General features: G+C 36.5%; 17 protein-coding genes. 12 read left to right on the top strand and 5 right to left on the bottom strand.

The genetic code is table 11. The features are described from left to right. Nucleotides 1-39: 39 nt before the first annotated feature. From BC6307_RS14550 to BC6307_RS14535, 4 genes are all read left to right on the top strand, one after another. Nucleotides 40-1,008: an aromatic acid exporter family protein gene (locus tag BC6307_RS14550; RefSeq protein ID WP_066413011.1), complete on the top strand. Its 969-nt coding sequence runs from the start codon at nt 40-42 to the stop codon at nt 1,006-1,008. Between the two features lie 43 nt (nt 1,009-1,051). After that, nucleotides 1,052-1,561 (top strand): L,D-transpeptidase, encoded by a 510-nt coding sequence (locus tag BC6307_RS14545; RefSeq protein WP_094366137.1) that lies wholly within the window; start codon nt 1,052-1,054, stop codon nt 1,559-1,561. Nucleotides 1,562-1,660: 99 nt separating this feature from the next. After that, complete coding sequence (locus BC6307_RS14540) at nt 1,661-2,323, top strand: Type 1 glutamine amidotransferase-like domain-containing protein (RefSeq protein WP_066413016.1); 663 nt, start codon at nt 1,661-1,663, stop codon at nt 2,321-2,323. Beyond that, nucleotides 2,323-2,775 (top strand): NUDIX hydrolase, encoded by a 453-nt coding sequence (locus BC6307_RS14535; protein ID WP_066413018.1) that lies wholly within the window; start codon nt 2,323-2,325, stop codon nt 2,773-2,775. The genes BC6307_RS14540 and BC6307_RS14535 overlap by 1 nt, the downstream gene beginning before the upstream one ends. Nucleotides 2,776-2,827: 52 nt before the next feature. Here the strand turns inward: BC6307_RS14535 and prli42 are convergent, their stop codons facing one another. Continuing rightward, complete coding sequence (prli42, locus tag BC6307_RS24820; protein ID WP_157076606.1) at nt 2,828-2,923, bottom strand: stressosome-associated protein Prli42; 96 nt, start codon at nt 2,921-2,923, stop codon at nt 2,828-2,830. Between the two features lie 115 nt (nt 2,924-3,038). Between prli42 and mce the strand changes: the two genes are divergently transcribed. The 5 genes from mce (at nt 3,039) to BC6307_RS14510 (ending at nt 8,254) form a co-directional block, all read left to right on the top strand. Continuing rightward, nucleotides 3,039-3,458, top strand: coding sequence for a methylmalonyl-CoA epimerase (mce, locus tag BC6307_RS14530; protein ID WP_066413020.1), 420 nt, complete (start codon nt 3,039-3,041; stop codon nt 3,456-3,458). Further along, on the top strand, nt 3,448-5,001 hold the full coding sequence (locus BC6307_RS14525) for an acyl-CoA carboxylase subunit beta (protein ID WP_066413021.1): 1,554 nt from the start codon (nt 3,448-3,450) through the stop codon (nt 4,999-5,001). Before mce ends, BC6307_RS14525 begins: the two co-directional genes overlap by 11 nt. 108 nt (nt 5,002-5,109) lie before the next feature. Beyond that, a complete protein-coding gene (locus tag BC6307_RS14520) occupies nt 5,110-6,231 on the top strand; it encodes a tripeptidase T (protein ID WP_066413023.1) in 1,122 nt (373 codons plus the stop codon). Between the two features lie 229 nt (nt 6,232-6,460). Next, a complete protein-coding gene (locus tag BC6307_RS14515) occupies nt 6,461-6,940 on the top strand; it encodes a chemotaxis protein CheW (protein ID WP_066413025.1) in 480 nt (159 codons plus the stop codon). Nucleotides 6,941-7,000: 60 nt separating this feature from the next. Next, entirely contained in the window at nt 7,001-8,254 is a 1,254-nt protein-coding gene (locus BC6307_RS14510; RefSeq protein WP_066413029.1) for a DNA polymerase IV, read from the top strand. Here the strand turns inward: BC6307_RS14510 and BC6307_RS14505 are convergent. From BC6307_RS14505 to glcD, 4 genes are all read right to left on the bottom strand, one after another. Continuing rightward, nucleotides 8,246-8,434 carry a hypothetical protein gene (locus BC6307_RS14505; RefSeq protein ID WP_066413031.1) on the bottom strand — a complete coding sequence of 63 codons (189 nt, stop codon included), beginning with the start codon at nt 8,432-8,434 and terminating at the stop codon, nt 8,246-8,248. The genes BC6307_RS14510 and BC6307_RS14505 overlap by 9 nt on opposite strands. Continuing rightward, a complete protein-coding gene (locus BC6307_RS14500; protein ID WP_066413033.1) occupies nt 8,421-8,630 on the bottom strand; it encodes a hypothetical protein in 210 nt (69 codons plus the stop codon). The genes BC6307_RS14505 and BC6307_RS14500 overlap by 14 nt, the downstream gene beginning before the upstream one ends. Before the next feature lie 130 nt (nt 8,631-8,760). After that, nucleotides 8,761-10,152: a (Fe-S)-binding protein gene (locus tag BC6307_RS14495; protein ID WP_084380236.1), complete on the bottom strand. Its 1,392-nt coding sequence runs from the start codon at nt 10,150-10,152 to the stop codon at nt 8,761-8,763. Beyond that, a complete protein-coding gene (gene glcD, locus BC6307_RS14490) occupies nt 10,149-11,561 on the bottom strand; it encodes a glycolate oxidase subunit GlcD (RefSeq protein ID WP_066413035.1) in 1,413 nt (470 codons plus the stop codon). Before glcD ends, BC6307_RS14495 begins: the two co-directional genes overlap by 4 nt. Nucleotides 11,562-11,742: 181 nt before the next feature. On the opposite strand from glcD, the gene BC6307_RS14485 reads away from it, so the two are divergent. From BC6307_RS14485 to BC6307_RS14475, 3 genes are read left to right on the top strand one after another with little or no spacing between them, the layout of a single operon-like run. Next, the gene (locus tag BC6307_RS14485; protein ID WP_066413038.1) at nt 11,743-12,459 is read left to right on the top strand and encodes a (Fe-S)-binding protein; all 717 of its coding nucleotides are present in this window, start codon (nt 11,743-11,745) and stop codon (nt 12,457-12,459) included. A gap of 28 nt (nt 12,460-12,487) precedes the next feature. Beyond that, nucleotides 12,488-13,918, top strand: coding sequence for a LutB/LldF family L-lactate oxidation iron-sulfur protein (locus BC6307_RS14480; protein ID WP_066413040.1), 1,431 nt, complete (start codon nt 12,488-12,490; stop codon nt 13,916-13,918). After that, on the top strand, nt 13,915-14,622 hold the full coding sequence (locus BC6307_RS14475) for a LutC/YkgG family protein (RefSeq protein WP_066413043.1): 708 nt from the start codon (nt 13,915-13,917) through the stop codon (nt 14,620-14,622). The genes BC6307_RS14480 and BC6307_RS14475 overlap by 4 nt, the downstream gene beginning before the upstream one ends. The last annotated feature ends 44 nt before the right edge of the window (nt 14,623-14,666 follow it).

Genomic DNA, 14,666 nt, shown 5'->3' with positions numbered 1-14,666 from the left:
TTTATAATAGGAGATGATTTGAAGGAAGGGTTCTAAAGAATGAAAAAATTTAAAATCGGTTATCGGACCGCGAAGACAGCATTAGGAGTTACACTTGCAATTTTCATTGCACAGTTTTTTGAACTGGAGTTTTTCACTTCAGCTGGTATACTAACAATTCTTTGCATTCAAGCAACAAAAATGAAGTCTATTATTAGTGCAAAATCGAGGTTCATTGCTTGTACACTTAGTCTTTTTGTATCAGGTTTAATATTCGAAATTATTGGTTATCATCCTGTGGCAATAGGATTATTTCTACTGTTATTTATTCCGATTACAGTTATGTTTAAAATAACGGAAGGAATTGTAACGAGTACGGTAATACTTTTACACGTTTATTCGACTGGGCATTATTCCGTTTCACTCATATGGAATGAACTTGCGATTATAACAATTGGGATTGGGATTGCACTAATAATGAATTTGTATATGCCTAGTATGGAAAATGAGTTAAAGGGCTATCAAGAAAAAATAGAAAGAAATTACAATAAAATCTTGCTAGAATTAGCCGCTTATTTACGACATGGAGATCGTGGATGGAGTGGGGAAGAAATTCCAGAGAGTGTTAACCTGTTAAATAAAGCAAAAAGTTTAGCTTTCCGTGATGTAGAAAATCATTTTAAACGAAATGAAAATAGCTACTATCATTATTTTAAAATGAGAGAGAGACAGCTAGATGTTTTAGAAAGAATGATACCAATCGTTTCCACAATTAAAATGGATGTCGAACAGGCTGATATGGTGGCTGATTTTATTGAAGAGGTAGCAGAATCTATCCACGCAGGAAATACCGCGATTATACATATTAATAATTTGCGAAAACTTACAGAGGAATTTCAAGCGATGCCGTTACCACAAGGTCGGACAGAATTTGAAACGAGAGCTTCGTTACGACATCTTGTAAAAGAATTGGAACAGTATTTAATTATTAAATGTGACTTTAAAGGCGGATTAAAACAATATGCATGAAAGATAGCCATTGCCACACACTAAGGAAAAAGGAGTGTTGGTAATGGCTTTTATTATTTCGCTCATTTTTTCATTAATTACATCACCTTTATGGCCGTTAGGGCCTAACCCTCTTCCTGGTGATCCATATATTATCGTGAATAAACAAACAAACGAAATAGCGTTTTACGTTGAGGAAGAAATTAAAGTCATTTACAAAGTAGCGACTGGAAAATCAAATGAATTAACTCCTGAAGGAGAATTTACCATTACAATAAAAGCAGTTGAGCCTTATTACAGAAAAAAGGACATACCAGGCGGTGACCCTAAAAATCCTTTAGGAACTAGGTGGATTGGATTTGACGCGGAAGGAACAGAAGGTAGAACATATGGAGTACATGGTACGAATAATCCAAGCTCAATTGGACACTATGTTACACAAGGATGTATCCGGTTAGCAAATGAAAATGTAGAAAAGCTATTTGAACAAGTACCAATCGGAACAAAAATTTGGATTTTAAAATCGGACAAAAGTTTTAAGGAGCTCGGCCAAGAAAAAGGAATAGTCCCTTAATGAGCCAGCCTTTTACTACGAATAAGTAGTAATTGTTCAAAAATTCATTAAAATCCTCCTCTACTAATGATAAAATATAGTGGAAGAGGGGGATGAATTTTGGACAATCATTTATTTCTATTCGGGAGTGGGCCGCCTTTTACTCCTCGCCTAGCCAAGCAGTTTGCTAGTCTAATAGCAACGGAACAACCCATTTCTATTATGTTCTTAGAAAGGGATGGCTGGAAAGATTATATGCCTATAGTTACAGAGCCTTTAGAGCAGGTGGGGAGACACCACTTTACCTACATTCCATTACAATCAACACCGATAGAAAAAGCTATTAGGCTCCTTAAGGAGAGTAGTGGAGTTATTATATGTGGGGGAGATACAAATACATATGCCGATTTCATTGTTGATAGTGAACTAGGACAAGTGATAAAAGAGTTGTACATGGAGGGAAGACCTATCACTGGTTTTTCAGCAGGTGCATTAATTTGTCCAAATAAGTGTATTATTTCTGCGAAGGATAACGACAAACAAGAATATCAGTTAAGGAAAGGTGTAGGACTACTTTCTAATACAGTATTAGCAGTACATTTAACGGAATGGAACGATGAAGAGCATTTTTCCCAGATGGTAAGTCAATTTCCTTTCTATCAAAATTTTGGTCTTGATGAGAAAACAGGAATCCGATTACTCAATGAAGAATTAATCGATATGGAAGGGAAAGGTGTGTACTCTGTTCAAAATAAAAGGTTAGTGAAAATAGGGGGAAAATAATGTTATTTATCGTCAATGTAGAAGCAGCGATATATAAGGGAGATAAATGGCTTTTTATAAAAAGAAGTGAATTAGAAGAACATGCCGCTGGAGAGTTGTCTTTAGTTGGAGGGAAAGTAGATAAAGAAGGAACGAAAGAAAATATTTTAGAAGCAACGATAAGAAGAGAAGTATGGGAAGAGGTCGGGGTTGAGTTACAATCGACTTTACATTATGTACATAGCACTTCTTTTATAGCTGATGATGGTACACATGTAGTGGACATCGTATTTTTAGCAGAATATAAAAGTGGAGAAGCTCATGCTAAAAGTGTAGAGGAGGTAGGAGCAGTTTATTGGCTGCCAGCAGAAGATATTTTAAATGATGAAAAAGCTCCTGATTATTTTAAAGATAGTATAAAGAGAGCGGTAGAACTGAAAGTAAGTTTATCAAATGTAGTAATCGAGAGTTAACAATATGTAAAAATCCAGCCGTTTATTTTAGCTGGATTTGAAGGTTACTATTTTAGAAGAACATTGTTGCTCCTGCTAATAAAGAAGTTATAAGCATGACAGCAATCATTAAATAAACAATTATCTTTTGCATTTTACGGTTATGCATGAAGTTTTCACTCCTTGTCCTTAGTCCTTTTATTATTTTAACGTGTATTGCTATGTTACACAAGTGTAGACATTGTCGAATCTATGAAATTCTAGTTAAACAAAGGGGTATAAAAATGATAAAAAACATTGATCATATAGGGATTGCCGTTCAATCGATAGAGCATTCTCTACCATTTTATACAAATGTTTTAAAACTACCGTTACTTGCGGTGGAAGAAGTAAGTAGTCAACGAGTAAAAGTGGCATTTTTGAAAGCAGGAAATTGTAAATTAGAGTTGTTAGAACCTACTTCTTCTGATAGTCCTATCGCAAAGTTTATTGAAAAAAGAGGAGAAGGGATTCATCACGTAGCTTTAGGGGTAGATAATATTGAAGAGAGAATAAAAGAGTTAATAGAACAAGGGGTTCCTATGATCGACTCCGCTTCAAGAAAAGGGGCTGGCGGTGCCGATATAGCATTTTTACATCCTAAAGCAGCATCAGGAGTGTTATACGAATTATGTGAAAAGGTGGGGGAAGAAAATGACGGTTGATATGTTTGATAAAATTAATGAGTTATATGATCGTCGTCGTGAAGTCGAGCTTGGTGGAGGAGACGATCGTATTGAAAAGCAGCATGAAAAAGGGAAGTTAACCGCTCGTGAGCGTATAGACCTACTAGTAGATGAGGGAACATTTGTAGAACTTAATCCATTTATTGAACATCGCTGTAATGATTTTGGTTTATCGGACAAAAAAGGCCCTGGCGATGGCGTCGTTACGGGATATGGAAAAGTGAACGGAAATCCTATTTATTTGTTTTCACAAGATTTTACTGTGTTTGGCGGAGCGTTAGGGGAAATGCATGCTAAAAAAATTGCGAATGTAATGGATTTAGCAGCTAAAAACGGCACACCGATAGTTGGCTTGAACGATTCAGGTGGAGCGAGAATTCAAGAAGGAGTTCTCTCACTCGATGGTTATGGCCATATATTTTACCGAAATTCGATTTATTCTGGTGTAATCCCGCAAATTTCAGTTATTATGGGACCTTGTGCGGGTGGAGCCGTATACTCACCAGCTATTACCGATTTTGTTTTTATGGTAGAGGAAACGAGCCAAATGTTTATTACTGGACCGAAAGTAATAGAAACGGTAACGGGTGAAAAGATTAGTTCAGAGGATTTAGGGGGAGCAAAAGTACATAACTCGATTAGTGGGAATGCTCATTTTTCTGGTAAATCAGAAGAGGATGTGTTAGCACAAGTTCGAAAGCTATTAAGCTACTTGCCTTCTAATAATGAACAAAAGCCTGATCGAATCTCCTGTGAAGAAGGGGATGATTACCGTGCAGATTTAGCAGATGCAATTCCCTTTGATGCTGTACGACCGTATGATGTGCGAAAAGTGATTGAACATGTAGTAGATGAAGGGTCGTTTATGGAGGTTCAAAAAGATTTTGCCAAAAACATCGTAATCGGCCTTGCCCGTATTAAAGGAGAAGTAGTTGGATTAGTTTGTAACCAACCGAAAGTAATGGCTGGTGGGTTAGATATTGATTCATCCGATAAAGCATCACGTTTTATTCGTTTCTGTGATTCTTTTAATATTCCTATAATCACATTTGAAGATGTAACGGGCTTTTTCCCGGGGGTAAAACAAGAGCACGGTGGTATTATTCGACACGGGGCAAAGATTTTGTATGCCTACTCAGAAGCAACTGTACCAAAATTAACCGTAATTTTGAGAAAAGCATATGGCGGAGCTTATGTTGCCTTAAACAGTAAATCTATAGGTGCTGATTTAGTTTATGCTTGGCCTAATGCCGAAATTGCCGTGATGGGTCCACAAGGAGCAGCAAATATTATTTTCGCTAGAGAAATTAATGAAAGTGAAAATCCTGAAGAAACTCGTGCTAAAAAAATAGAAGAATACCGCGAAAAGTTTGCTAATCCTTACGTAGCCGCAAGCCAAGGTATGGTGGATGATGTAATTGACCCACGAGATACGAGAATTAAGTTAATCCAAGCACTAGAAATGTTAAGAAATAAAAAAGAGTCACGACCGTATAAAAAACACGGTAACATACCGCTATAATATAGGAAAAGAGACTATTACAAAGATAGTCTCTTTTCTTATTCGTCAAACGGTTAATATTTGAGTTATAATAGTAGTATATTGTTATTTATTTAGGAGGCATACATAATGGTAAATCAAGAGCGTTTAGTAGAAGAATTTCTTGAACTTGTGCAAGTGGATTCAGAAACAAAATTTGAAGCTGAAATTTGTAAAGTTTTGAAAGAAAAATTTTCTGCTCTAGGGGTAGAAGTTGTAGAAGACGACACAATGCATTTAACAGGACATGGTGCAGGTAACTTAATTTGTACGTTGCCTGGAACGAAGGAGGGAGTAGATACAATCTATTTCACTTCCCATATGGATACGGTAGTACCAGGGAAAGGTATTAAACCTTCCATTCAAGATGATTACATTGTAACAGATGGTACTACGATTCTTGGTGCGGACGATAAAGCTGGTTTAGCAGCGATGTTAGAAGCAATTAAAGTATTAAAAGAAAATAATATAGCACATGGTACTATACAGTTTATCATCACTGTTGGAGAAGAGTCAGGCCTTGTTGGAGCAAAAGTATTGGATCCATCTTTAGTTACGGCGAAATATGGTTTTGCACTTGATAGTGACGGGAAAGTAGGAAACATTATCGTTGCGGCACCAACACAAGCAAAAGTAAAAGCGACCATACTAGGGAAAACAGCGCATGCTGGGGTAGCTCCAGAAAAAGGAGTTTCTGCTATTACGATGGCTGCAAAAGCAATTGCAAAGATGCCTTTAGGGCGTATTGATGAAGAAACAACTGCAAATATTGGACGGTTTGAAGGAAATGGACCAACAAATATCGTTTGCGATCGTGTGGAAATATTAGCCGAAGCTCGTTCACTACTACCTGAAAAAATGGAAGCACAAGTGGCGAAAATGAAAGATGCATTTGAATCTGTCACTGCAGAAATGGGCGGAAGTGCAGAAGTAGAAATTGAAGTAATGTATCCAGGCTTTAAATACGGAGATGGAGATCATGTAGTAGAAGTAGCAAAAAGAGCAGTTACTGCAATTGATAGAACACCAGCGTTACAAAAAAGTGGTGGCGGTAGTGACGCTAACGTAATCGCAGGTTTTGGTATCCCTACTGTGAACTTAGCTGTCGGATATGAAGAAATTCATACAACAAACGAACGTATGCCGATTGAGGAACTAGTTAAGACAACGGAATTAGTTGTTTCGTTAATTAAAGAAGTAGCAAAAAATTAGTAAGACTTTATGCTTGGTTATCATTGTATGACCAAGCATTCTTACATATTCAAATATATTTAAATCCAGGCATTATCTTTGTTACGTTTACTAACGACAACAAAGATAATGAACTGAAACGAATTGGAGTGTAAGCATCTGTTCACCTACTTATACTTCTAAATATAGGGTGGGAGTTTAGTCGTATCCCGTATACAGATGCAAGAAAAGTTAAAAAGGGGAATACATAATGGAAACAATTAAACTTGTTGTTTTTGAAGTAAATGGAGAAGAGTATGGCATAGCTGTTCAAGATGTAATTTCCATTGAAAAAGTAGAAAAGAGAACAATGATTCCAAATATGCCAGAATATTTATATGGTATGGCGAAAGTACGAGAAGAGCTTATCCCTGTCATTGACACAAAATATGTATTTTATCGTGAGTTGTTGGAGGTAAATGAAAAGTCCAAAGTGATTGTTGTCCAATCAAACGATTTACCAGTTGGGTTAATGGTAGATGATGCGAAAGAAATTATTGATGTGAATGAGATTAAACCAATAAATGAAATTGCTGTATATAAAACACCGTTTGTTGCGGGTGTTATTCATTATAATGATAGATTAATTACACAAATTAAAGTAAGTGATCTAGTAAGTGCATTAGAAGAACTAGAGAAAATTAAAGAACTAATAGAAACAGAAGAGGTTGAAAACTATACGGAAACATAAGGTTAGCTTTTTAGGAATGAGTAGCGTCCTTCAAATTTTTTGTTAAGGAATGTAAGGAAAATGACTAATAAAATGAAAACGGGTAGAGTAATTTTACATGTTGATATGAATAGCTTCTATGCTTCTGTGGAAATGGCGCATGATCCGACGTTAAGAGGGAAACCTGTTGCTGTTGCTGGGAATGTTGAAGAAAGAAAAGGCATAATCATTACTTGTAGTTATGAAGCACGTGCGTATGGAGTAAAAACGACGATGCCGCTGTGGGAAGCTAAAAAAAAATGTCCACAACTTGTTGTATTACCACCAAACTTCCCTCGTTATCGTTCGAGTTCCATGGCAATGTTTGATTTATTAAGGTCATATACTCATTTAGTAGAACCTGTTTCCATTGATGAGGGTTATATGGATGTAACAGAACATCTTCATCAACGAAATGTCATGGAGTTAGCGAAAGAAATACAAGAGAGAATAAAGGAAGAACTACTTTTGCCTTGTAGTATTGGAATAGCTCCTAATAAATTTCTAGCTAAAATGGCTTCAGACATGAAGAAACCAATGGGTATTACGGTGCTAAGAAAAAGAGAAATTGATAAAATCTTATGGCCATTACCCGTTGAAGAAATGCATGGTGTTGGTAAAAAAACTGCCGAAAAGCTAAATACAATCAATATATACTCAATCAAGGATTTAGCTAAAGCAGATGAGTACCAAGTGAAGCAGTTATTAGGTGTTAACGGCGAAAGAATAGTTAAACGGGCTAATGGTATCGATAATCGACCAGTAGATCCCGATGCAATTTCAGATTTTAAAAGTATCGGAAATTCTACAACGTTACGAGAAGACAGTGACGACGAACGCGAGCTATATAAAGTATTGGAGAAACTTTCCCAATCTGTTGCTCTCCGCTTAAGCCGAAAAAATATGGTTAGTAATAATATTCAATTAATGATTCGCTACAATAATAGACAAACTATAACGAGAAGCAGAAAGCTTAACAATGTTATTAGTAGTGAAAAAGAAATATTAGCAGCTGCATTTCAGTTATTTAAGAAGCATTGGAGCGGAAATCCAATTCGGCTATTAGGTGTAACAGCACAAGATTTAGTTGATAAAAAAGAATCAGTAAAGCAACTAGATTTGTTTTCATATGAAAAAGATGCGAAACAAGAACCTTTAATAAAGGCTTTAGACGTCCTTCAAAGTAAGTATGGGGAGAGCATAATACAAAAAGGTATTCAAAATTCTTCTGGAAAAAAGAAAAGAGAAACAGATATTAATATTACAACTAGTTTTCAGAAAGACTTTTTAAGCTAAACTATTCATAGTTTGGCTTTTTTTAATTTCTCTCCTGTTATTGTGAAGTATGTAGGTAGTAACTTCTTCTTTACATAGTTGGGTAATTTCTGCAATTACATCTAAATCGTTTGTTAATTTATAGTCTACTAAACGCTTTGCTATTTCTAACGCTTGTTTTCGTTGTTCAGTAGTTTCCATATTCTTGTTCTTCCTTTGTTTGTAGTGATTCGCTTAAACTTGGCATAAAAATAAGACAAATCGATGTAAGTAAACTAAAAATGAAAATCGCTGATAGGTCAGATTTTTCTGTGAAAACAAAGTAGAATAAAATAGCAAATCCTAAAAAGGCTATTAGTTTAATAATTAAATAGAATGATTTTTGTAGTTGTTTCATAATAGTCACCTCAAAAGTATTTTAGAACGTTTGTTCTGTTTTTATTATATAGAACATTCGTTCTTATTTCAACTACTTTCTTTAAAAAAATAAAAGTGCTAGAGGAAATTTCACTCTAACACTTTGACCGTTATGATGTTAAACCGATATCGTTCTTATCTTCATTCAAATTAATCACATTTCCACTAGTAGTTAAACTAGCTGTTTCCACTGCCTCTAGCAATAAATCTACGATATGAATTGCCCTTACAGAATGTGATAATCCTTCCCGTTCAATTCCTAATTTCATTTGAAGTAGACAACCTGGGTTGGCAGTTACAATCGTTTTTGCGTTAGTTGCCTTCGCGTTCACCATTTTATGGTCTAAAATTTGCATCGACATCTCTGATTCAACTATATTATATATGCCTGCAGAGCCACAACAACGGTCCGCCTCTTTCATTTCCACATACGTAACTCCTTCAATGGATTTTAACAATGTTCTAGGTTCGAAATATGTTCCTTGCACATTTCGAAGGTGACACGAGTCCTGGTATGTAATAACTTGTGGCGTTAATTTCAACGGTTTTTTAAAAAAGTTCATTTCCACAAGAATAGAAGAAACGTCCTTAATTTTAGTTGCAAAAGCTTCCGCACGCTCTCGCCACTCCGGATCTTTATTTAATAAATGATCATAGTCTACTAAAAATGCACCACAACCACCAGCATTCGTAATAATATAATCTACTTCTAATTCTTCGAAGGCTTGAATATTTCTTTTTGCTAACTCTTTTGCGCTAGCTTTCTCACCGCTATGACCGTGAAGAGCACCGCAGCATGTTTGTTGTTTAGGTATGACGATATCGCACCCAGCCAATTGCAATAGTTTTGTAGTAGCATTATTTGTCTCTAAAAACATAGTATCCATTAAACAGCCAGAGAAAAATGCAACACGTTTATTTCGTTTTCCATACGCTTCTAAAAACTCAGGGCGATTTTTCATTTCCTTTAACGTTGGTGCTTTAGGAAGAACTTTTTCCATCGTGGCCATCGTTTCCGGGAATAATCTCATTACACCTGATTTTTGTGCGATTTTTTGTATACCACTACGTTGATAAAAACCTAGTAAACTAGTGGCAAATTTCATTCTATTTGGATGAGGGAATAAGCCTTCAAACACCGTTTTGCGGATAACTTTTGCTGGTAAAGAATGTTTTTTATTTTGGTTTATAATATCTCTTGCTTCCTCTAATAAATGTCCATATTTTACACCTGAAGGACAAACAGGCTCACATGCACGGCAGCCTAAACAAAGCTCTAACGTTCTTTCTACATCTTCATCCGGCTCGATTATCCCATCAACAACGGCTTTCATTAACGCAATTCTCCCACGTGGGGAATGAGATTCTTTTAACCCAGATTCTATATAGGTTGGACAGGAGGGAAGGCAAAATCCACAACGCATACAATTTAATAATTCATCGTAATCCATCTTTTCTTTAAACTGATCATGAATTATTTGTTTTTCCTTGCTCGTTGTCATTTTGACACCACCACACGTTTTCTCGTTTCTTTTGCGAATACTTTACCTGGGTTCATTATGTTATTTGGGTCAAAAGCTTCTTTAATAGCTTTCATTGCAGAAATGCCAGCAGAACCTAGTTTCCATTCTAAGTAAGGTGCTTTCATTACACCTACTCCATGCTCTCCTGTAATTGTTCCTCCAAGCTCAATAGCACGTGCGAAGATTTCTTCAAAAGCTTTTTCCACCCGCTCCATTTCTTCTTCGTTTCTAGCATCAGTTGGAACAGTTGGATGTAAATTTCCATCTCCTGCATGTCCAAAGGTACAAATTTTCACGTTATATTTTTCGGCAATTTCATTAATGGCTTTTACCATTTTGGCAATTTCTGAACGCGGAACTGTTGCATCTTCTAAAATAGTTGTAGGTTTTAATCTAGCTAGAGCTGAGAGTGCTGCACGCCTAGCTGCAGTTAGTGCAGCCGCTTCTTCTGTTGTTTTTGCAATTTGCACAGATTTCGCCTGCTCTTTTAAACAAATTGTTCTAATCTTTTCCATATCATGTTCCACTATATCAGCTGTTCCATCTTGCTCAATTAATAGTACAGCTTTAACATCTGTAGGAAGACCAATTTTCGCGAAATCTTCCACAACTTCTAACGTAGGTTGATCTAGGAACTCTAGAGTTGTTGGTATTATTCGATTTGCTATAATACTAGAAACAGTTCTAGCAGCAGCTTCTAAATCTTCATATAAAGCTAGCATCGTTTTTTTCGTTTCAGGCATTGGGATTAACTTTAAAGTCGCTTCAGTAATGACACAAAGTGTACCTTCTGATCCAACAAAAAGTCGTGTTAAATCGTATCCGGCCACATCTTTCGCAAGTTTTCCTCCAGTTTGAATGATATCCCCGTTTGGTAGTACTGCCTCAAGAGCCAACACATAATCACGGGTGACTCCATATTTTAATCCGCGAAGTCCACCAGAATTTTCATTTATATTTCCACCAATTGTTGATATTTTCATAGAGCTAGGGTCTGGAGGGTAAAACAAACCTCTCTGTTCAACAGCATTGATTAAATCTTGCGTAATAACACCCGGTTGAACGGTCACTGTTAAGTTTTCCTCATCAATTTCTAGTATTTGATTCATTCGTGTAAAAATAATTACTAATCCACCTTCAGTTGGACAAGTACCAGCACATAAATTTGTTCCTGAACCACGAGGTACGATAGGGATGTGATATGCGTTGCACAGTTTTACAATACTAGCTACATCATCTTTATTACTAGGTACAATAACAGCGTCTGGCATTGATTGAAAGTTTGGAGTTGCATCATAAGAATATACAAGTCTCTCAGTCTTGGAGTCAAAGTAGTTTTCGGATCCAACTATTTCAATAAACTTTTGTTTTACTTGATTAGTTATCATAACATTTCAACCCTTTCAAACTAATGGTACCGCTTTCGTTTTTTGTGAAGTTACATTACGAAGCATTTTAAATCGTTATCTTTATAGTAAACCATACTTACAAAATAAACTATGAAATGTTGTATTATATAATAATATGAATATATTAAATGCAGGAACGTTCTTTTTAGGGGGGAGTTACATGAAAGTTAGCTTATTTATTACTTGTTTAGTAGATATGTTACAAACGAGTGTTGGTAAAGCGACTGTAGAAGTATTAGAAAGGTTAGGTTGTGAAATTGATTTTCCAACAGGGCAAATTTGTTGTGGACAACCTGCCTTTAATAGCGGGTATGTGAAAGATTCTAAAGAGGCGATGAAACGTATGATAGAAACTTTTGAACATGCAGAGTATGTAGTAGTACCTTCTGGTTCTTGTGGAACGATGTTTAAGGAATATCCAAATGTATTTAAAGATGATCAAGTTTGGAAAGAAAAAGCGGAAAAACTAGCAAATAAAACATATGAATTCACACAGTTTATAGTTAACGTCTTAAAAGTTATAGATGTTGGTGCGAAATTGGAAGGAAAGGCAACTTATCATACTAGCTGCCATATGACTAGATTACTAGGGGCAAAAGATGAACCGATGCGTTTACTAGAGAACGTTAAAGGACTAGAAATTGTACCGTTAAAAAATAATTTTAATTGCTGTGGTTTCGGTGGAACGTTTTCTGTAAAGATGGGTAATATTTCGGAACAAATGGTAGATGAAAAGGTTCAACATATAGAAGAAACAGAAGCCGATTATTTAATTGGTGCTGATTGTGGGTGTCTAATGAATATCGGTGGTAGATCAGAACGATTACAGAAGCCAGTGAGAGTTATGCATATTGCCGAAGTATTAAACAGCCGATAATGCAATTGGAGTGGAGGGGGGATAATAAATGTCTATGAAAATAGGGGATAAACCTTTTAAAGAAAGAATAGAAGCAGGAATACAAAATCAATTTATGCGTGGAGCAGTCTCAGGTGCGCAAGAAAGATTACGTACGAGAAAAGAAGCTTCTACTGTAGAGCTTGGTGATTGGGAAGAATGGCGTTCTCATGGGGAGGAGATACGTCAACACGTATTGGAAAACTTAGATTATTATTTATATCAATTAAGTGAAAACGTAGAAAAACGTGGGGGACATGTCTTTTTTGCGCAAACAGCCGAAGAAGCAAACGAATACATTAAAGGTGTTATCCAACAAAAAAACGCTAAAAAAATAGTTAAATCAAAGTCGATGGTGACAGAAGAGATTAGTATGAACCAAGCATTAGAAGAACTTGGTTGTGATGTCATTGAAACCGATTTAGGAGAATACATCCTTCAAGTTGATGATCATGATCCACCGTCCCATATTGTTGCTCCAGCACTACATAAAAATAAGGAGCAAATTAGAGATGTTTTCCGTGAAAAACTAAACTATTTGAAAACAGAAAAACCTGAAGAACTGGCACTTCATGCACGTCAAATGTTACGACAAGAGTTTTTAACAGCTGATGTTGGAATTACAGGATGTAACTTTGCGGTTGCAGAGAGCGGGTCTATTAGTTTAGTAACAAATGAAGGGAATGCTCGGTTAGCTACAACTTTGCCTCAAACACAAATTACGGTTATGGGCATGGAGAGGATCGTTCCAACTTATGAAGAATTAGAAGTGTTAGTAAGCTTATTAACGAGAAGTGCGGTTGGACAAAAACTTACTAGTTATGTAACTACTTTAACTGGACCAAAAGAAGAAGGGGACGTTGATGGGCCTGAAGAGTTCCACCTAGTCATCGTAGATAATGGCCGTTCTAAAATATTAGGAACAGAATTCCAATCAGTCTTACAATGTATCCGTTGTGCTGCTTGTATTAACGTTTGTCCAGTGTACCGTCATGTAGGTGGTCATTCGTACGGTTCTATTTATCCAGGTCCAATTGGGGCAGTATTAACTCCGTTATTAGGTGGCTACGATGATTTTAAAGAGTTACCATATGCGTCTACTCTATGTGCCGCTTGTACGGAAGCTTGTCCAGTAAAAATACCACTTCATGAGTTATTGCATAAACATCGACAAAATATTGTAGAAAAAGAAGGTAGAGCACCAATTTCGGAAAAAATGGCAATGAAAGCGTTCGGCCTTGGAGCAGCTTCTCCTTTTGTTTACAAAATGGGATCAAAATTTGCTCCTGCTGCAATGACGCCTTTTAAAAACGGGGATAAAATTTCAAGCGGTCCAGGACCGTTAAAAGAATGGACAAATATTCGCGAATTTCCTGCTCCGAGTAAACAACGTTTCCGTGATTGGTTTGAAACAAGAGAGAAAGGCGGCGAAAAGGAATGATTCAAAACCGAGACAGTTTTCTAGAAAATATAGCAAAACAGCTTAACCGCCCAAAGAAAACGAGTGGTGTAGCTAGGCCAACGTGGAAGTATCAACCACAGTGGAAAGTATTAAAAGAAGCCACACAAGATGAACTAGTAGAAGTATTAAAAAAGCAATGTGAGCATATTCATACTAATTTTGTTCAAGCGACGAAATCGACTTTGAATGAAAAGTTACGTGAAGTTGTACACGAGTTAGGAGGAGGACCAATTGTTACTTGGGACGACCCTCGCTTTACTGATTCGGGAATAGAAAAAGAATTAAATAAATGGCGCGAAGATGGAACCGAGGTTCACGTCTGGAATTCCGCTCTCGGTGAAGAAAATATTAACATTGCAGAACGAGCAAATGTTGGTATTACTTTCAGCGATCAAACATTAGCAGAATCAGGTACCGTCGTATTATTTAGTGGAAATGGAAAGGGACGTTCTGTTAGTCTACTGCCAACCACGTATATCGCTATCATTCCAAAAAGTACAATCGTACCTAGAATGACGCAAGCAGCCGGGGCAATTCATAATCAAGTAGAAAACGGCAAGAAAATTGCGTCGTGCATTAACTTTATATCAGGACCTAGCAATTCGGCAGATATCGAACTTAATCTTGTCGTAGGAGTTCACGGTCCAATAAAGGCAACCTATATTGTTGTAGAGGACCTTTAGTAAGCACTCAAACTTTGGGCCTTATCGTTTTTACCGATTTTTTT

Origin of the sequence: Sutcliffiella cohnii (genome assembly GCF_002250055.1) — a bacterium.
Taxonomy (GTDB): domain Bacteria; phylum Bacillota; class Bacilli; order Bacillales; family Bacillaceae_I; genus Sutcliffiella; species Sutcliffiella cohnii.
Note: the sequence above shows the minus strand (reverse complement) of the source record. Positions and strands in the feature narration are given on the sequence as shown.